The 17430-nt window shown below is 74.7% G+C and carries 13 protein-coding genes and 1 pseudogene; 5 read left to right on the forward strand and 9 right to left on the reverse strand.

Annotated elements, in window-relative coordinates:
• Positions 1–15 precede the first annotated feature (15 nt).
• The 5 genes from ACIGG8_RS41145 to ACIGG8_RS41165 form a co-directional block, all read right to left on the reverse strand.
• Entirely contained in the window at positions 16–1191 is a 1176-nt protein-coding gene (locus tag ACIGG8_RS41145; protein WP_396553695.1) for an acyl-CoA dehydrogenase family protein, read from the reverse strand.
• Positions 1188–4361 carry an amino acid adenylation domain-containing protein gene (locus tag ACIGG8_RS41150; RefSeq protein WP_396553696.1) on the reverse strand — a complete coding sequence of 1058 codons (3174 nt, stop codon included), beginning with the start codon at positions 4359–4361 and terminating at the stop codon, positions 1188–1190. Before ACIGG8_RS41150 ends, ACIGG8_RS41145 begins: the two co-directional genes overlap by 4 nt.
• A gap of 327 nt (positions 4362–4688) precedes the next feature.
• Positions 4689–5993, reverse strand: coding sequence for a non-ribosomal peptide synthetase (locus ACIGG8_RS41155; RefSeq protein WP_396553697.1), 1305 nt, complete (start codon positions 5991–5993; stop codon positions 4689–4691).
• Between the two features lie 48 nt (positions 5994–6041).
• On the reverse strand, positions 6042–7475 hold the full coding sequence (locus tag ACIGG8_RS41160; RefSeq protein ID WP_396553698.1) for an MFS transporter: 1434 nt from the start codon (positions 7473–7475) through the stop codon (positions 6042–6044).
• Between the two features lie 376 nt (positions 7476–7851).
• Positions 7852–9072 carry a PP2C family protein-serine/threonine phosphatase gene (locus ACIGG8_RS41165; protein ID WP_396553699.1) on the reverse strand — a complete coding sequence of 407 codons (1221 nt, stop codon included), beginning with the start codon at positions 9070–9072 and terminating at the stop codon, positions 7852–7854.
• 165 nt (positions 9073–9237) lie between these two features.
• On the opposite strand from ACIGG8_RS41165, the gene ACIGG8_RS41170 reads away from it, so the two are divergent.
• Positions 9238–9411: a hypothetical protein gene (locus ACIGG8_RS41170; protein WP_396553700.1), complete on the forward strand. Its 174-nt coding sequence runs from the start codon at positions 9238–9240 to the stop codon at positions 9409–9411.
• Between the two features lie 27 nt (positions 9412–9438).
• On the opposite strand, the gene ACIGG8_RS41175 is transcribed toward ACIGG8_RS41170, so the two are convergent.
• Positions 9439–10251, reverse strand: coding sequence for a maleylpyruvate isomerase family mycothiol-dependent enzyme (locus tag ACIGG8_RS41175; RefSeq protein WP_396553701.1), 813 nt, complete (start codon positions 10249–10251; stop codon positions 9439–9441).
• A 71-nt stretch (positions 10252–10322) separates the two neighbouring features.
• Between ACIGG8_RS41175 and ACIGG8_RS41180 the strand changes: the two genes are divergently transcribed.
• On the forward strand, positions 10323–11411 hold the full coding sequence (locus ACIGG8_RS41180; RefSeq protein WP_396553702.1) for a LysR family transcriptional regulator: 1089 nt from the start codon (positions 10323–10325) through the stop codon (positions 11409–11411).
• A gap of 2 nt (positions 11412–11413) precedes the next feature.
• Here ACIGG8_RS41180 and ACIGG8_RS41185 read toward each other — a convergent pair.
• Positions 11414–12706 (reverse strand): annotated as a pseudogene (locus ACIGG8_RS41185) (erythromycin esterase family protein); the annotation flags it as partial.
• Here ACIGG8_RS41185 and ACIGG8_RS41190 point away from each other — a divergent pair.
• Complete coding sequence (locus tag ACIGG8_RS41190; protein ID WP_350522624.1) at positions 12672–13418, forward strand: TioE family transcriptional regulator; 747 nt, start codon at positions 12672–12674, stop codon at positions 13416–13418. The pseudogene ACIGG8_RS41185 and the gene ACIGG8_RS41190 sit on opposite strands and share 35 nt — an antisense overlap.
• Before the next feature lie 14 nt (positions 13419–13432).
• Positions 13433–13864 carry an SgcJ/EcaC family oxidoreductase gene (locus ACIGG8_RS41195; protein ID WP_396553703.1) on the forward strand — a complete coding sequence of 144 codons (432 nt, stop codon included), beginning with the start codon at positions 13433–13435 and terminating at the stop codon, positions 13862–13864.
• Positions 13865–13950: 86 nt separating this feature from the next.
• On the opposite strand, the gene ACIGG8_RS41200 is transcribed toward ACIGG8_RS41195, so the two are convergent.
• Together ACIGG8_RS41200 and ACIGG8_RS41205 are read right to left on the reverse strand one after the other, a co-directional pair.
• Positions 13951–14805: a BTAD domain-containing putative transcriptional regulator gene (locus ACIGG8_RS41200; RefSeq protein ID WP_396553707.1), complete on the reverse strand. Its 855-nt coding sequence runs from the start codon at positions 14803–14805 to the stop codon at positions 13951–13953.
• A 344-nt stretch (positions 14806–15149) separates the two neighbouring features.
• Entirely contained in the window at positions 15150–15875 is a 726-nt protein-coding gene (locus ACIGG8_RS41205; RefSeq protein ID WP_396553704.1) for a ScbR family autoregulator-binding transcription factor, read from the reverse strand.
• A gap of 462 nt (positions 15876–16337) precedes the next feature.
• On the opposite strand from ACIGG8_RS41205, the gene ACIGG8_RS41210 reads away from it, so the two are divergent.
• Entirely contained in the window at positions 16338–17336 is a 999-nt protein-coding gene (locus ACIGG8_RS41210; protein ID WP_396553705.1) for a ScbA/BarX family gamma-butyrolactone biosynthesis protein, read from the forward strand.
• Positions 17337–17430: the final 94 nt, after the last annotated feature.

Here is a 17430-nt window from a genome sequence, read left to right on the forward strand (position 1 = left end):
AGTCATGACGAGCCGTCAGTTCAGGCCCATGGAACGGGCGATGATCACCTTCTGCACCTCGGAGGTGCCCTCGATGATCGTGGTCATCCGCACGTAGCGGTACAGGAACTCCAGCGGGTGGCCGCGCACCCAGCCGGTGGCGCCGTGCACCTGGAGCGAGCGGTCCACCGCGCGCACGGCGGTCTCGGAGGCGGTGAGCTTGGCGAGCGCGGCGTTCTCGGGCGACTCGGTGCCCTCGTCGACCAGCCGGGCGCAGGCGAGGGTGAGCAGCTTGGAGGCCTCGACCTCGGCCCGGGTGGACACCAGGTGCTCCTGGACGTGCTGGTACTCGCCGATCACCCGGCCGAAGGCGCGCCGGTCCTTGGCGTACTCGACGCCGACGCGCAGCGCGTACTCGGCGATGCCGTTGCACATCGCGGCGACCACCAGGCGGCCGCGGGAGAGGCTGTCGATGGCGAGGGCGGTGGCCGCGCCGACACCCTCCTCGCCGCCGATCACGGCCTCCGGGCCGACGGTGACCCGGTCGAGCAGCAGCTCGAACAGCGGCTCTCCGGACATGCCCTCGTAGCGCTGGCCGATGCGCAGTCCGGGCTGGTCCATCGGCAGCACGAAGGCGGTGGAGCCGCCGGTGGGGCCGGCGCCGTCGCCGAAGTCGGTGGCGGCGACGACCAGCGCGATCCCGGCGTGCTCGGCGTTGCTGACGAAGGTCTTGCGGCCGTTCAGCACCCACCGGTCGCCCTCGCGCACCGCGGTGGTGGTGAGCCGGAAGGCGTCGGAGCCGGCGTGCGGCTCGGTGAGGGCGAGGCAGCGGGTCTGCTCGCCGCGCACCAGCGGGATCAGGTGGCGCTCGACCTGCTCGGGGGTGCCGTTGCGCAGCAGCGGGCTGGGGCCGTCCGAGCCGGCCAGGGCGTACGGTGCGAGGACGCAGCCGCTGCGCCCGGCGGCGTGGTGCAGCAGGACGACGGCGGTGAAGGGCATGCCGGAGCCGCCGAGTTCCTCGGGGTAGTCGCCCGCGTAGAAGCCGAGCGCGGCGGAGCGCTTGCGGACGTAGGTGCGCAGGTCGCCGGGCACCTGGTCGGCGGTCTCCGGCAACTCGGCGGCCAGCGGGACGAGTTCGCGGCGCACGAAGCTCTCGAAGGCCTCGACGATCTCGCGGTGGCCGTCCTCCAGGACGGCGGAGGGGGCGGTCACTTCTCTCCTCCGGTGAGGACGCGGGCCTGGTCGGCCAGGACGGCGTGGCGGAACAGGGTGCGCAGCGGCGGGCGGCTGCCGAGGTGCGGTTCCAGCTGGGCGGCGAGCTCGGCGGCGAGCAGCGAGTGGCCGCCGACCTCGAAGAAGTGCGAGTCCGCGGTGAAGCGGTCGTGGCCGAGCACGGCGCGCCAGGCGGCGGCGATCAGCTCCTGGCCGGGGTCGGCGAAGGTGCTCGGCGCGGCGGGAGCCTCGGCGGCCTGGTCGGCGCTCTCGTCGGCGAGCCGGGCGAGGGCGGCGCGGTCGGGCTTGCCGCCGGGCAGGGTGGGCATCGCCGCGACGGCGGTCCAGGTCGCCGGGACGAGTCCGCCGGGCAGCCGGCGGGCGAGCGCGTCGTGCAGGGCGGCCTGGTCGGGGCGCTCGGCGCCCTCCAGGAAGCCGATCAGGCGGGGGCCGTTCTGCGGGTCGGTGTGCAGCACCACGGCGCAGGACCGGCCGCCGAGTTCGGCCGAGGCGGCGGCCTCGATCTCCTCCAGCTCGATCCGGTGGCCGCGCAGCTTGACCTGGTTGTCGGCGCGGCCGAGGAAGCGGAGCCGGCCCTCCAGGTCGCGGTAGCCGCGGTCGCCGGTGCGGTAGACCCGGGCGCCGTCGAGCGCGGGGACGGTGACGAAGCGGGCGGCGGTCGGTTCCGGCAGCCCGGGGTAGCCGTCGGCCACCATCGCCCCGCCGACCACGAGTTCGCCGACGCAGCCGGCCGGGAGCGGGCGCAGCGTGTCGTCCAGGACGTGCATCCGTACGCCGTCCAGCTCGGTGCCGAGCGGGATCTCGCCGTCCGCGGCGACGTCGGCGGCGGTCACCTCGTGGACGGTGGAGGTGACGGTGGCCTCGGTGACGCCGTAGGCGTTCAGCACGGTGGTGGCCCCGGCGAGGTCGGTGAGCGCCCGTGCGGGCAGGCGCTCGCCGCCGAGGACGAGCAGCCGGGGCGTCCAGCGGCCGTCGCGCAGCGCCTCGCGCAGGTCCTCGCGGACGGCCAGCAGGTAGCTGGTCGGCAGGTTGGCGACGGTGACGCCGCGGGCGGCCAGGACGGCCACCAGCTCGGGCCCGGTGGGCACCTCGCGCTGCGGCACGACCAGGGCGGCGCCGACGGCGAGGGCGGGCAGCACCTCCTCCAGCGCCACGTCGAAGGACGGCCGGGCGAACAGCAGCACGCGGTCGGCGGGGGTGAGTTCGTAGCGGGCGGCGATCGCGGCGACGTACCCGGCGAGCGCCTCGCGGCCGACCTGCACGGGCTTGGGCACGCCGGTGGAGCCGGAGGTGTGGATCAGGTACGCGGCGCCGTCCAGGACGGCGGCGGGCTCGGCCTTCGGGAAGGCCGGGCCGTCCAGCAGTGCCGGGGTGACGCCCTCGGCGGGCAGCGCGAGGGCGCTCTGCCGGGTGGCCAGGACGAGCGCCGGGCTCAGCCGCTCCAGCAGCAGCCCGAGCCGGGCCGCCGGGTCCTCGGTGGACAGCGGCGCGTGGACGGCGCCGAGGCGCAGGCAGGCGAGCAGGGCGACCACGCTGTCGGTGCCGCGTGGCAGGACGGTGGCCACCGGCTGGCCGGGCATGACCCCGGCGGCGCGCAGTCGCTCGACCAACTCGGTGACGCGGCGGTCGAGTTCGCCGTAGCTGATCCGTTCGCTGCCGGCCAGCAGGGCGAGTGCGGTCGGGTCGTGGGCGGCGGCCGGGTCGAGCAGGGCCGGTGCGCCGGCGGGCGCGGCGCCCGCCCACGCGGTGTCCGTCCGCGCGGCTCCGGCCGGCGTGGCGTCGGACCCGGCCTCGGCCTCGGACACGGCTTCGGGCGCGGCCTCGGACGCGGGGGCCAGCTCGGCGATCGGCGCCTGCGGACGGTCGAGGTAGCAGCGCAGCAGCTCCAGCAGCCGCTCGGAGAGCAGCACGGCCTCGGACTCGCGGAACAGGTCCGCGTCGTAGTCCCAGACCAGGGTCATCCCGGCGGCGCCGTGCTTCTCGCCGACCACCCGGCGGTCGTCCGGCAGCAGCACCAGGTCGAGGTCGAAGCGGGTGGTGCCGGTGTTGAAGCCCTCGTACAGCGAGACCTCCAGCCCGGGCGCCTGAACGTCCGGGAGCGCGGCGTCGTGCGCGCTGAACATCACGTTCCACAGCGGGTTGTCGGCGCCGCTGGTGTGCAGGCCCAGACGGCGGGTCAGCTCCTGCACCGGAAGGTCCTGGTAGGGCAGCGCGCGCATCAGGACGTCGGTCGCCTCGTCGACGGCGTCGGTGCCGGACGCGGCGAGGTCGAGCCGCAGGCGCAGCGGCACGGTGTTCACGAACATGCCGACGGTGCCCTCGAAGCCCTCCGGGCGGTTGCCGACGGCCGTGCCGATCACCATCTCGCGGTGGCCGCTGTGCCGGCGCAGCAGTTCGGCGAGCAGCGCGAGCAGGGTGCTGAACGGGGTGTGGCCGTCCGCCGTGCTGCGCTCGCGCAGCCGCTCGGCCAGGTCGGCGCCGATCGCCTGGCGCAGCTGGCCGCCGCGGTGGCGGCGCTCGACGCCCGGCCGGGCCAGGCCGGGCAGGGTGACCTCGCGCGGCGCGTCGGTCAGCTCGCTGGTCCAGAAGTCGAGGGCGCGCTCGCGGGAGACGTCGGCGGCGGTCCGCGCGTGGTCCTCGTACGAGGGCGCGGCGGGCAGCTCGTAGGGCTCGCCGAGGACGCGGGCGCGGTAGACGGTGAACAGGTCGCGCAGCAGGATCGCGAAGGAGTGGCCGTCGTGGACGAGGTGGTGCTCGACGTGGATCAGCCGGTGGTGGTCCTCGGCGAGCCGGACCAGGTGCCAGCGCAGCACCGGCGCCCGCTCGGTGTCGACCGGCTCCTCGGCCTCGGCGGCCAGCAGCCGGCGGAAGGCCGCCTCCGGGTCCTCCTCGGCGGTGAAGTCGCTGTGGCGCAGTTCCGGGCGGCACCCTTCGGCGACCCGCTGGCCGGGCAGCCCCTCCGGCGTGGGCACCAACTCCAGGCGCAGGCCCGGGTGGTGGTCCAGGACGGCGCCCAGACCGGCGTGCAGCGCGTCCCGGTCGAGGGTGCCCCACAGGTCGAGGACGGCGGTGAAGTTGTAGGCGCGGCTTCCCGGCAGCATCTGCTCGTGCAGCCAGACGATCTCCTGCGACGGAGAGAGTGCGAACATGGGCGGTTCCCTTGTGTGGTGGGCTTTGTCGGCACTGCGGTGGCCGGGAGCGGGTGTGGGGTGGTCCCGCTGCGGCCGGGTGGCCCGGGGCGCACCGGGGTGTCGGTGCGCCGCGGGGCGGGGCGGCCGGGCACCCGTGCCCGTCGGGGCACGCGCGTCCGGGCGCGGTGGATCCGGCGAGGCGGATCCGGTGTGGGAGTTCGGGCCCGCGGGGTGGGCGCGGGAGGTCGGGCGGGTGGGGGCCCGGGGTACGGGAGGCGCGAAGCCCTCTCGGGGCACGCGCGTTCGGGTGCGGGTGCTCGGGTGCGGGTGCTCGGGCGTGGCGGCTCAGGCGTGGGTGTGCAGGAGCGGCCGGGCCCGCAGGTGCTGCCGCAGCACGGCGAGCAGGTCGTCGAAGGCGACGTGGGCGTCCGCCTCGGGGAAGCGGTCGCTGTCCCAGGCGAGTCGGATCAGCAGGTCGTCGCCGTGCGAGGCGGAGACGGCGAGCGGTGCGGCGAGCGGGCGTCCGGCCAGGTGGGTTTCCCGGCCGGGCGTGCCGCCGAGCACCAGCGGCGGGCGGCGGTGCAGGTCCTCCAGGGTGAGCATGGCGTCCAGGGCTCCCGACCACGGCGCCCCGGCGGTACGGGCGGCGCGGACCACCTCGTCGAACGGGGTCCCGGCGTGGTCGAGGTCGTCCCACCAGGCGTCGGCGAGGGCGTCCGGGTCGCTCGTGGCGGTCGGACCGGCCGGGTGCACCAGGGTGTTGAGGAAGCAGCCGAGCGCGGCGGGCGCGCCGGCCGGCCGGCCGCCCCACGGGTAGCCGAGCGCGAGCGCTCCATCCCCCGGGTAGGTCCGGTGCGCCCGGTGCAGCCGGTGCGCGGCGACGCCGACGGCGTCCAGCAGGGCCGGGAAGACGCCGCTGCGCGCGGCGCCCTCGGCGGCGGGCAGCCGCTCGGTGAGCATCCCGGTGGACGCTGCCGCGCCGCCGCCCGCCCCGGTCAGTCCGCCCAGCCGGCGGCCCCAGTGGGCCTGCGCGGCGGGCCCGCCGGCGGCGTCCTCGGTGGCCAGTTGGAGCTCCACGGCCTGGCGGTAGTCGGCCAGGGCCTGCGGATCGGGCCCGGCCGCCGCCGGTTCGTCCGTCTCGTACGCCCGGCTGAGTTCGGCGGTGAGCACCCCGAGGGACTGCTCGTCGCAGGCCGCGTGGTCCAGCGCGAGGGCCAGCAACTCCTCCTCGCCGTCAGGCTCGTGGGCGAACAGCAGGCGCAGCGCGGGCCCGTCGGCGGGCCAGTCCAGCAGGGCTTCGCGCAGCGCCTCGCGGGCCGTGCCGCCGGGGGCGACGGCGACCCGGGCGGCCTCGGCGGAGGGGCCGCCGACCCGCAGGACGGGTGTGCCGCGCACGGCCGCGAAGCCGCCGCACAGCGCGGGGTGACGGGCGGCGACCGCGGTGGCGGCGCGGGCCAGGCGGTCCTGGTCGAGGGTGCCACGCGGGTAGGCGAAGAACAGCGGGACGACGTCGGAGCGGCGGAGCGGCGCGAGTCGGCGGGTGATCAGGAACCGCCGCTGGGCTCCGGTCAGCGGGAGCAGCTCCACCGGGGATCGGGCGGCGGCGGAGCGGTACCGGGTGAGGTAGGCGGAGGTGATGCTGGCGTGCACGGGAACGGTCTCCGGTTTCCGGTCGCGGCTCGGCAGGTCAGGGGTGGGTCAGTGGGTGGTGGGGCTCGCGGCGATCTGCTCGACGGCGGGCCCGGCGGCAGCGGTCGCCCCGGTGGCGTCGTTCACGGCGGCGTTCTCCCGGGCGGTGGCGGTTTCCCCGGGGGCCTCGTCCACGGCGGCGGTCTCCCCGGCGGGGGCGGTCGCCTCGCCGGGCGCCCCCTCGGCACCCGGCGCGCCGGCGCCCGGCAGCTCGCGCATCCGCCGCAGCGGCGACAGCAGCAGCGGCACGGGCACCAGCAGGAACCCGACCGCGCAGAGCCACAGCGCGGCACGCGGCCCGGCCGCGTCGGCGACGATCCCGCCGCCCAGCGCGCCGATCGGCAGCGTGCCCCAGACCAGGAAGCGCATGGTGGCGTTCATCCGGCCGAGCAGTTCGGGCGGGCAGACGCTCTGCCGGAAGCTGACCTGGGCGACGTTGTAGGCGACCGCGCCGAACAGCACCACCCCGGAGGCGAGGCCGAACAGCACCACGGCCGCGCCGCCGCCGGACAGCGGCCACAGCACCGCGAACGGCGCCGTCACCACCGTGGACAGCCAGATCAGCCGGGCCTGCCCGACCCACCGCGCCAGGTGGCCCGCGCACAGCGCGCCGGCCAGCCCGCCGACGGCGGAGGTCGACAGCAGCACGCCGATGGCTCCCGGCGACAGGTCGAGCACCCGTACCCAGAAGACCGTCTGCACGGCCATCAGGACGGCGGCGAACAGGTTGGACACGGCGGTGGCGGTCGCGATCGCCCGCAGCAGCGGGTGCCCGAGCACGAACCGGACGCCCTCCCCCACCTCGGCGCGCAGCGAGCGGCCGGGTGCCGGTTCCGGCCGCGGCTCCTCGACCCTGATCCGGGCGAGCAGCAGCGCGGAGGCCAGGTAGCCGCAGGCGTCGGCCACGATGGCGAGCGGCGCGCCGAGCAGCTGGACCAGCCCGCCGCCTAGGCCGGGCCCGGCGATCTGCGCCGAGGAGCGGACCGTCTCCAGCGCCCCGTTGCCGCCGACCAGTTGCTCGCGCGGCAGGACGGCGGGCAGGAAGGACTGGTGGGCGACGTCGAAGAACACCGTCGCGACCCCGGTGACCAGCGCGACCAGGTATAGCTGCGGCATGGTCAGCACCCCGAGCGCCGCGGCGGGCGGGATCGACCCCACCGCCAGGCAGCGCACGACGTCGGCCCGGATCAGCACCGGCAGCTTGCGCATCCGGTCCAGCCAGGCTCCGGCCGGCAGGCCGACGAGCAGGAAGGCGGCGGTCTCGGCGGCGGTCAGCAGACCCACCTCGAACGGGGTGGCGTCCAGCACCACCACCGCCACCAAGGGCAACGCGACCAGGGTGACCTGACTGCCCGTCTGGGCGGCTGCGGCGCCGGTCAAGAGGAGCCGGAAGTCGCGGTGGCCGAGCAGACGGGCCTGGCGGGGGCTAGGCATCTCGTTCATCGATTCGACTCTCGGTCACCCATTCGACACGGGGCAAGCACCAGGTCCGTTTCCGGACGAACCGCAGCTCGGCCGGATCCCGCCACTCCCCCGACCGCCTCTTGCGCGTCTCTTACGCCCCCTTATGGGCCGGCCGCGAGAGCGGCACCACCGGTCGGCCAAGGCGGCACCGGCCGAGGGGCGTGCGGGCCACCGCCGGCGCCGACCGTCCATTCCGTCGTCCGGTATTCGGACACGGCCATTCCGGCCACCGGACGGCACCAGTCAACTTGGCCGGATCCTGTGGAGTACCGCCCCGCCGTCACCTCATCGTGATATCCGCGTGACTGTGGGCAACCGTGGAATGGGGCACGACAGGTGTCGCCGCGCCCGCTCCTCAGCCGTCCGCCCGGCGGGTGATCGCGAGGACGGCCATGTCGTCGTCCCGCGGCCCGCCGACCCAGCGCTCGACGTCCGCCACCAGCGCGTCCAGCACCGCGCCCGGGCCGGCGAACGGGCCCAGCGGAGCCAGCCCGAGCACCGGGTCGTAGAACTCGCCCGCCCCGTCCCGGGCCTCGGTCACCCCGTCGGTCACCAGCAGCAGCGTGTACCCGGGCGGGAAGGGCCGGCTCTCCGGCGCGGGCCGGGCCACCCCCAGCACGCCCATACCCAGGGGCAGCCCCGGGTCGGCCGCGTCCAGCCGCCGCACCGCCGGCTCGCCGCTCCGCGGGTACCGGCAGGTATCCCGCCGGTCCGGCGGGCCGGGCGGGTCGGGCGGGTCGGGATCAGCGGTCGACAGGTCCGGGACGACGGACCGCAAGGACGGGCCCCGACTCGGCACGGACTGGCCCGGACCCAGCAGGTACGGACCGGGGTGCCCGCAGTCGAGCGTGCGCACGACCCCCTCGCCCGGAGGGAACTCCACCAGCAGCGCCGTGATGAACCCCTCCAGGCGCAGCTCCTCGCTCAGCTGGTCCGCCTCCCGAAGCAGCGAGGCCTCCAGCGCGTCCGCGAGCGCCGCCAGGTCCGGCACCCGGTGCGAGTCCTCCCGGAAGGCCCCCAGCAGCACCGAGACCGCGCCCACCGCGTGCAGGCCCTTGCCCCGGACGTCCGCGATCAGCGCGCGCACGCCGTACGGGGTGGCCTGCAGGGCGTAGGCGTCCCCGCCGATCAGTGCCTCGTCGTAGGCGGCCTGGTAGCAGGCCGCGACGGACAGCTCGCCCACCCGTCCCGGCGGCTCCGGCAGCACCGCCCGCTGCGCCGCCTCCGCCACCGACCGCACCCGCTCCAGGCGCCGCCCCTGCCGGGCCACCACCCGGTTCACCCCGACCCCGAGCAGGGCCGCGAAGGCCGTGTTCACCAGCTCCAGGTAGCCGTCGCCGGTCCCGATCGAGGCGTCCTGGGTGGACAGCACCAGGATCCCGGTCACATTGGCCACCCCGACCGCGATCGTGTCGCGCAGGGTCAGCAGCGCCCCGGACAGCACGGCCGCCGCCGCCAACAGCGGATCGCCCCAGTAGTCGGACGGATCCAGTGAGTTCCACACCAGCCCACCGATGATCAACAACCACGGCGCGACCCGCACGTACGGCGGCCACTGCACGGACCTCGGGGGCATCGGCGACCTGGCTTCCGTCTCACCACCATCCGGAAGGGCTTCTTCCGATCGTAGTCACGGGCGCCCGGAACTCGCATGACGGCAGTGGGGAGCGCCCCTAGGCTCGGGGGACTCCCGTCGCCAGGCTTCGGGGACTCCCGTCGCCGCTCCCCGGAGGAGAATCCGGTGTCCATCTTCGCCACCCGACTGCTGTTCGCCGACGACGGCGACGACGGCGGCCTCGAAACCGCGCCCGCGCCGCGGATCTACCGGGGCTCGCACGTCAACCCCGCCGCCGACGACCCGCGCGGGGGCTGGCTGGAGCTCGCCGAGATCCCCGAGTGGCTGGCCTCCCGCTGACCCGTGGCCGCGGCCGCCGCCTCCCGCTCATCCGCCCAAGGCGAACCGCCCGGCCCCCGACCCGGCGAGCAGCCCCTCCGGCACGCGGCGCCCGTACGTCACCAGCAGCAGGTGCTCGGCCCGCCCCTCGACGGTGACCGGGCCCTGCCCGTACGACCAGTCGGCGTCCGTCGCCACCAACCGGACTCCGTCGAGCCGCGCCCCGAAGAACCGGAGGCTACGGGGGGTGACGGCGTCCAGCAGCGCGGTGGTGCGCGCCACGGGCAGCCGGGCGGGCAGACCGAGCGCCACGGTGATGTCGAGGCCGTGGACGGCATCGTGCGCCAGGGCCGCGATCCGGCCGCCGACCGGCGGGCGCCAGGGGTGGTCGGCGTGCTCGGCCAGGGTGGAGGCGAGTTCGCGCACGGTCAGGGCGGCGGCATCGCGTCGGGCGATCCGGTCGGCCATGCGGTGGACGTTGCCACCGGAGCGCCCGAGTTCCAAAAGCGTGCGCGCCGTCGAGTGCCGGAAGCCGGTGCTCATGTGCGCGACGACCTCTCGCACTCGCCAACCCTCGCACAGCGAGGGCGCGTTCCACTGCTCCGGGGCGAGGGCGGCGAACACCTCGGCGAGTTCACGGCGCTCGGCCGCGATCTGTTCGCGGATCCAGTCGAGCCGCCCGGCATCCGGGGCCGTCGGCTCACTGCGCCGCGGCAGGCCGTTCCCGGGCACGCCGTTCTCGGACACGGCGATCTCGGGGCCGGCGATCCTGGGCACGCTGTTCTCGGGCACCGCGTCATTCGGCACGGCGTCATTCGGCACGGCGTTCTTCCGCACGCTGCTCTTCGGCACGCTCTCCATGCGTCCAGCCTGCGGCCGGATCCGCACGCCCGTCCAAGACCGGGATGTTCTGCCGCCTATGATCATGAGTTATGGAACTGCGGCAGCTCCAGTACTTCGTCACCGTCGCCCAGCACGGCAGCTTCACCCGGGCCGCGCAGCTGCTGCACCTGACCCAGCCCGGCGTCAGTTCCCAGATCCGGCAGCTGGAGCGCGAGTTGGGGCACCGGCTGCTCGACCGCTCGGGCCGCACCGTACGCCTCACCCCGGCCGGCGAGGCGGTGCTGCCGCACGCCCGGGCGGCGCTCGCCTCCGCCGCCGCGGCCCGGCGGACGGCGCGGGAGTTCGACGGGCTGCGGCGCGGGCACGTACGGCTGGGCATGGTCGCCGGGGCGGCGTTCACCCCGCCGCCCGAGCTGGGCACGTTTCCCGGCCTGGCCACCACGCTGGCCGCGTTCCGCCAGGAGCACCCCGGCATCGACTTCTCGCTGACCGAGGACACCACCGCGGGGATGCTCGCCGCCCTGCGCGACGGGCGGCTGGACCTCGCCGTGATCGGCCTGCCCACCGCCGCGAGCGGACGCGAGGGCGACGACGGCTGGACGACACTGGTCGGTCTCGGCCTGCACACCGTGCTGGAGGTGCCGCTGGTCGCGGCCTGCCCCACGCACCACCCGCTCTCGACCGTCCCGGGTGACGCCGTCCGGGACAATGCCCTCCCGGTCGCCGCACTGGCCGGACACGCCCTGGTCAGCACCCCGCGCGGCACCGGCATGCGAACGGCGCTGGAGCACGCCCTGGCCGAGGCCGGCGCGAGTCCGGCCGTCGGCGTCGAGGCCGCCGCACCACCGCAGTTGGCGGATCTCGCCGCACACGGGCTGGGTGTGGCCGTCCTGCCGGACCCGGGCGCGGTCCCGGGGCTACGGGTGCGCCCGCTGGCCGATCCCGTTCCGCTGGTGCGGATCGCGCTGGCCTGGCCGGGCGAGCGGCCGGCCGAGCCGCCGGCCGCCGCCCTGCTCTCCCATCTTCGGGCCGCCTACCCGGGCCCGGCGGCCGCCCCTCAGCCCCCGGCTGCCTCCGACGCCGCCGCCTCGGCCGCGGCCGCCGCGACCTGCGCGCCGTCACCGATGTGCAGCAGCGCCGCCGCGCCGTCGAGAACCTCCCGGTCGAGCGGGAAGTAGCCCTGGGGCGGTGTGGTGTCGGTTCGGGTACGGCCGGTGGCGGGCAGTCGCGCCTCCGTCAACTCCCAGCCCGTACCGCCCCGTTGCAGGAAAGCTTCGTAGGTGTCCGGCGCCGGTTCGCCCAGACCGATCGCCTCGCTGCGCCCCAGGCTCCCGGCGACGAAGGCGTACCGCTCGCCGAGCAGTGCGCCGACGATGCGGCCCGCACTGTTCCAGCCGCAGTCCAGCTCCCCCAGCGCCCAGGCGCTCGGGTTCCGCTGCAGGTGCTGGTTGTGCGAGAACACCAGGGTCGGCCCACGCTGCGCCTCCAGCTCGCGGATGTCGAGGAGGTTCTGCGCCATGAGCGCGTCCCGCACGCGGATCAGGCCGCTCAACCGGTCGCTCGGGGTGAGGCCCCGAACCGCCGACTGTGCGTGGTAGCGCAGGAGGCCGATGCCCGCGGTCAGCTGCGTCCTGGCCCGGAACCATGCGGCCCGGGAGGTCGCCGCGATCAACTCGGGTGCCCGCGCGTGGAGTCGGAGGAGCAGGTCGTCGGCGAGGCAGCGCAGCCTCCTGGCCTCGGCGGTGGCGCCGGGCGACTGCGCCGGGTCGAGCACCGCCTCGGCCCGGCTCCAGCGCTCGTCCTCGCCGGCCGGTCCGGCGATGTCGAGGTCGTGGCCGCGGCTGGCGCCGTGGTCGCGGTCCAGGTCGCGGTCGCGGTCGCGGTCGCGGTCCAGGTCGCGGTCGCGGTCGCGTCCGAGCAGGTAGTCGCGGGCGTGCTCAAGGTAGCTGCGCGGACTGGGGGCGCTGTAGGTCTCGGTCGGGGCGTCGAAGCCGTGGAAGGCCAGCCGCTCCCCCTGCGGTCGGCTACGGTTGAACTCGTGCATCCAGGCGACGAGTTCGCGGTTGGCGCGGAGCTCGCCGAAGCCGTGCGAGAAGCCCTCGGCCATCGCCGTGTCCAGGGTGCCCGCACCCTCCCGGACGTAGTCGTCCACGGCGAGGGCAGCCACGCGGTCGGTTTCGAGGGCGATCGACCGGAAGCCCCGGTCGACCAGCCGGGCGAACAGTTCGTTGCGGACCCATCCGAAGGCCGGCTCCTGGTGCGTCGGCTCGCCGAGCCCCAGCAGCTCGCACGACGGGGTGACGAAGTCGTGAATGTCCTGACTCATGGACCTCAAGCGTATCCTTGAAAGATCGGTTGAGACTTTGCCCGAGCCAGCCCGCCGACTGCCACGAGATCTGCCGCAGGAAGTCTCAAACGGGCCCGAACGGAAGACGACCATGCGCCCCTCCGATCTCGCGCGCGAGCACGGCATCTCGACCCAGGCGGTCCGCAACTACGAGCGCGACGGCTGCCTCCCGCCCGCCGCCCGCACCCCCACCGGCTACCGGATCTACACCGAGCTGCACGCGGCCGCCCTGCGCGCGTTCCTCGCCCTCGTCGCCGCATACGGGCACCCGCTCGCCGGCCCGGTCATGACCGCCGTCCACGCCGACCGCCTCGACGAGGCCCTGACCACCCTCGACCGCGGCCACGCCCGCATGCTGCGCGACCGGGAGACGCTGGTCGCCGTCCGGGACGCCGTCGGCCACCTCACCTCCGCGGCTGCCGCACCCGCCGCACTGCCGACCGCCGCCGACCGTCCGGCCCCGCCCGGCCCGCTCACCATCGGCGACGTCGCGCACCGGCTCGGCGTCACCCCCGCGACCCTGCGCACCTGGGAGGTCTCCGGGATCCTCACCCCGGCCCGCGACCGCGCCACCGGCCACCGCGTCTACGGCCCGGCCGACGTCCGCGACGCCCAACTCGCCCACCTGCTGCGGCGGGGCGGCTACCCACTGGACCGCATCGCCGCCGTGGTCCGGCAGATCCGCTCGGCGGGCGGCACCGACGAACTGGCCGCCGCCCTCGACGGCTGGCAGAAACGCCTCACCGACCGAGGCCTCGCCATGCTCACCGCCGCCGCCCGCCTCGGCGACTACCTGAGCCTCCGCGCCGTGCCGGCAACCGGCTTGACCTCAAGCTGACTTGAGGTACGAGAATGATCCGCATGACCACCGAAGCCACCGGCACCCCGGTTACCGACACCCGTACCGCCGACGTCGACGCGATCGAGCGGATCGTCGCCACCGTCGAACGCACCCAGCGCGCCAAGGACCCCGAGGGCTTCCTCGCGCTGTTCCACCCCGACGCCCTCTGGACGACCGCCCACGGCAAGGTCCTCCTCGGCCTCGACGCGATCTCCGAGTTCACCCGTGCCGTCCTGCCCGCCGCGACCTGGGACGGCGAGGTCACCTACGAGGTGGCACACATCCGGTTCCTGCGCCCCGACGTGGCGGCCGTCAAGGTGCGCCAGGTCTACCACTCCGCGGCAGGCGACTCCGAAGGCACCCCGCTCTACGTCATGACCAGGCACGACGACGGACGATGGCTGCTGCACGCCGGCCAGAACACCGAGGTGAGGCCCGCCTGAGGCGCGGCTCTCCGTCCGGGCCGTCCGGAGCAGCCCGGACGGATCGGCTCGGACGGATCGACCCGGACGGATCCGTCCGAGCCGGGTCAGCCGACGCGGCTGAGCCGGGCGGGGCGTGCGGCCACCCCGTCGGCGAGCACGGCCGGCTCGTCCTGGTCGGCCCGCTCGGGACCGGCGAGCAGGATGGAGCGCTGGAGGCGGCGCAGGGCGGAGGACGGTTCCATGCCCAACTCCCGTACCAGGGTGTTCCGCAGGCGCTGGTAGGCCTCCAGGGCCTCGCCGCGCCGTCCCGAGCGGTGCAGGGCGATCATGTACTGGCCGTGCAGGCTCTCGTGGGTGCGGTAGCGGTCGACCAGGACGGTGAGTTCGGCGAGCAGCACGCGGTGCCGCCCGAGCCGCAGGTCCGCCTCGATCCGCTGGTCCAGCGCGCAGAGCCGGGTCTCCTCCAACCTCTTGGCCTCGACGGCGAGTTGGCCACCGACCGGGATGTCCGCGAAGGCCGGTCCGCGCCACAGCGCGAGCGCCTCGCCCAACTGGCGGGCGGCGAGCGGGTAGTCGCCGGCGTCCATGGCGCGGTAGCCGTGCCCGGCGAGGCGGTCGAACTCCTGGAGGTCGACGAGCCCGCCGCCGCTGTTCAGCATGTAGCCGCCGACCGAGGTGACCAGGACGTCCTTCGCGCAGGACGTCCCCGGGCCGCCGTCCCCCTGGGCGAGCGCTCGGTCGATCAGGTCACGCAGTTGGAGGACGTACGTCTGCACGGTGGTGCGCGCACTGCGCGGCGGACGGCCGCACCACAGCTCCTCGGCGAGGACACCGGCGGGCACGACCTGGTCGGCCCGTAACGCCAGCAGGGCGAGCACCTGCCGCGGCTTCGGGGCGGTCGGCACCACCGACACCCCGGACAGTTGGACCCCCAAGGCCCCCAGCACCCGGATTTCCACGACGACCACCCCAAATCCAGACGGATCGGCGACCCCGACGGCCACCGGCCGGGCGAGTGCTCCGCTGCTCGATCGCAGCCCCGCGATGTTGCGCGGAGGGATCGGTTGAGCACCCGACGCCTATCCAAAAACAGGACGGACGGTTTGTCAATACAAAACCGAACGCGCTGTTTGTTTTTGCGCGGAGGAGTCGCCCATGGACCGGGCCGACGGGCCGGCGCGGGTAGACCGGCAGACCGGCCGAGGCACGGAATCGAGCCACGGAATCGAGCCACGGAACCGGGGGAACTGAGCCGGGAGAACGGAGCCGGCGGAACAGAGCCGGGGGAACGGAACCCGGGCGATCAGCGCGAGGCGACCCCGCCGACGCCCGCCCCGGCGGCCGCAGCCCGGCCCGCGTCACCCCCACCGGGCTCCACCGGCTCCGCCGTCCGGGCCGCCTCCAGCTCGGCCACCACCCGGCCGCCCCGGTCCACGCCCAGGTCGAGGGTGGCGAGCACGCCGGGCACGGCGATGCTCGGCATCAGGTGCTGGTACAGCACCGCGACCCGGCGTTCCAGGTCGGCCCGGCCGGACATCTTCTGGGACTGGATCTGCACACCCGTCCAGGCCCCGGTCACCAGCCACGCCGTCTCGGCCGGTACCACCTGCGGCAGCAGTTCGCCTCGCTCGCGGGCCGCCGTCAGCACGCTCTCGGCCCGCTCGATCCACCCGGGCGCGGCACCGCCGCTGAAGTCGCCGAACACGTCCTGGCCGAGGGAGAGCCGCGCGCCCGCGCTCAACAGCGGGTCACGCGGCATGAGATGGGCGACCACCATCCCGAGGTCCACGAACTCCTGCAGCTTGCAGTGCCGTTCGGGGATCTCGTCGCGGCCGAACTGCTCCTCCACGACCCCCTGCGCGAGCTCCCGCTTCGACGCGAAGTGGAAGTACACCGCACCGCGGGTCACGCCGGCGCGGGCGACGACCTCACCGATCGTCGCCCCCTCGTACCCGTACTCGTCGAAGACCGACGCCGCCGCCTCCAGGATCAGCCGACGCGTCCGGACCGCCCGCTCCTGCCGCACCATCGCTACCACCCCACCCGAAACGCTCGGCAAACAAAACCAAACACCCCGTATCTTACCCGCCCGACCCCGAGGCGATCCCTGCGTGCCAGGTCACATAGGGCGGTCTTTGAGCGATGAAAAACCGCGTGGACGGTATGGGTCGGCCAGGTGGCCAGGACCCCCACTGAAGGGCTTCCAACCGGAACAGCGGCTCCTACTTGCAGCCGCCATACCCACGGGGAGGCACCTCATGATAATGAACCCGTCAAGTCTGAACCGCGAAATCACCGCAGGTCAACGGACATTCACCAACCCCACACAGCCCGCGGAACGGTTCAGACCTCTGCCGGGGGTATCCGAACGAACCCGCTCGGCCGCCGACGAACCTTTGTTCTGTTGCCTTGAAAAGCAAACCGGTAGGTACGTATCTTACGAGCCCTGAGCAGCCCACCCCCCCCGTTACGGCCTTTCGGAGCGCTCCCCATGACTCTGCTTGCCTTCCGCACGCCTGCCGCCGGCCTCACCTCGGCCGAGGCCCCCGGGGCCATCCCCGGCCAGGGCCCGGACGCCGGCCCGGCACCCCGTCTGACCAGCACCGTCGCCAAGGAGTACGTCCACCGGGCCTGCCATGCCGAGGTCTTCCTCACCGGCAGCGAGCAGCTGAACGAGACCACCTTCGCGGTCTCCGCGCAATGGCCCCGGGCGCACACGTTCTTCAGCACCCCCGACGGTACCCGGCACGACCCGATCCAGGCTGCTGAAACGATCCGCCAGGCCGGGCTCTACCTCGCCCACACCCGGTTCGGCGTTCCGCTCGACCACAAGTTCATGATGTGGAACCTCGACTACACCACCCGCCCGCGCCAGCTGCTGATCGGTGCGAAGCCCACCGACCTCACCATCGAGGCGAAGCTCGTCGCCGAGCCGCGCCGCACCCGCAACACCATCGACTTCACCTTCAGCGCAGTCGTCCGGCGCGGGCCGCAGCTGGCCGCCACCGGCTACGCCCGCTTCACCACCGTCCCCGGCTCGACCTACGAGCGGCTCCGCCGGGGTCGCGTCGACGTCGACACGCTGCCGGTGCCCGGTACCACCGCCGAGCCGCTGCCGCCGGCCCGGGTCGGACGGCTCCGCCCCTGCGACGTCGTCCTCACCCCGGCCGGTGCGCCCGGCACCTGGCACCTCACCCCCGACTTCTGGCACCCGATCCTCTTCGACCACGCCAACGACCACATCCCCGGCATGGTCCTGCTGGAAGCGGCCCGCCAGGCGACCAACGCGCTGGCCAGCCCGGTCACCGTCACACCGACCGCCGCGGCCACCACCTTCCACCGGTACGCCGAGCACGACGCGCCCACCCTCATCACCGCCCGGCACACCCCCGGCGAGGACCCGGACGCGCTCACCACGACCGTGACCGGCCACCAGCACGGCGAGCCGATCTTCACCACCGTCCTCACCGGACACCCGGACCACCGCTGAGCCCGAATCCACCGACCTGGTTCGGGGGTGATCACGTCTGGGGTCTGGCTGGTGTGGCCGGGTGGTGGGCATGAGAGGTCCGCTGGTCTGCCCA

This window comes from Kitasatospora sp. NPDC085464, assembly GCF_044541955.1.
GTDB lineage: Bacteria > Actinomycetota > Actinomycetes > Streptomycetales > Streptomycetaceae > Kitasatospora.

What these genes read in the sequence shown, in the direction of transcription:
- ACIGG8_RS41190 (WP_350522624.1), top strand. Translation starts at nt 12,672, where the DNA reads ATGCGCCCCTCCGATCTCGCGCGCGAGCACGGCATCTCGACCCAGGCG.
- ACIGG8_RS41210 (WP_396553705.1), top strand. Translation starts at nt 16,338, where the DNA reads ATGACTCTGCTTGCCTTCCGCACGCCTGCCGCCGGCCTCACCTCGGCC.
- ACIGG8_RS41175 (WP_396553701.1), bottom strand. Translation starts at nt 10,251, where the DNA reads ATGGAGAGCGTGCCGAAGAGCAGCGTGCGGAAGAACGCCGTGCCGAAT.
- ACIGG8_RS41150 (WP_396553696.1), bottom strand. Translation starts at nt 4,361, where the DNA reads ATGTTCGCACTCTCTCCGTCGCAGGAGATCGTCTGGCTGCACGAGCAG.
- ACIGG8_RS41195 (WP_396553703.1), top strand. Translation starts at nt 13,433, where the DNA reads ATGATCCGCATGACCACCGAAGCCACCGGCACCCCGGTTACCGACACC.
- ACIGG8_RS41165 (WP_396553699.1), bottom strand. Translation starts at nt 9,072, where the DNA reads ATGCCCCCGAGGTCCGTGCAGTGGCCGCCGTACGTGCGGGTCGCGCCG.
- ACIGG8_RS41180 (WP_396553702.1), top strand. Translation starts at nt 10,323, where the DNA reads ATGGAACTGCGGCAGCTCCAGTACTTCGTCACCGTCGCCCAGCACGGC.
- ACIGG8_RS41205 (WP_396553704.1), bottom strand. Translation starts at nt 15,875, where the DNA reads ATGGTGCGGCAGGAGCGGGCGGTCCGGACGCGTCGGCTGATCCTGGAG.
- ACIGG8_RS41160 (WP_396553698.1), bottom strand. Translation starts at nt 7,475, where the DNA reads ATGAACGAGATGCCTAGCCCCCGCCAGGCCCGTCTGCTCGGCCACCGC.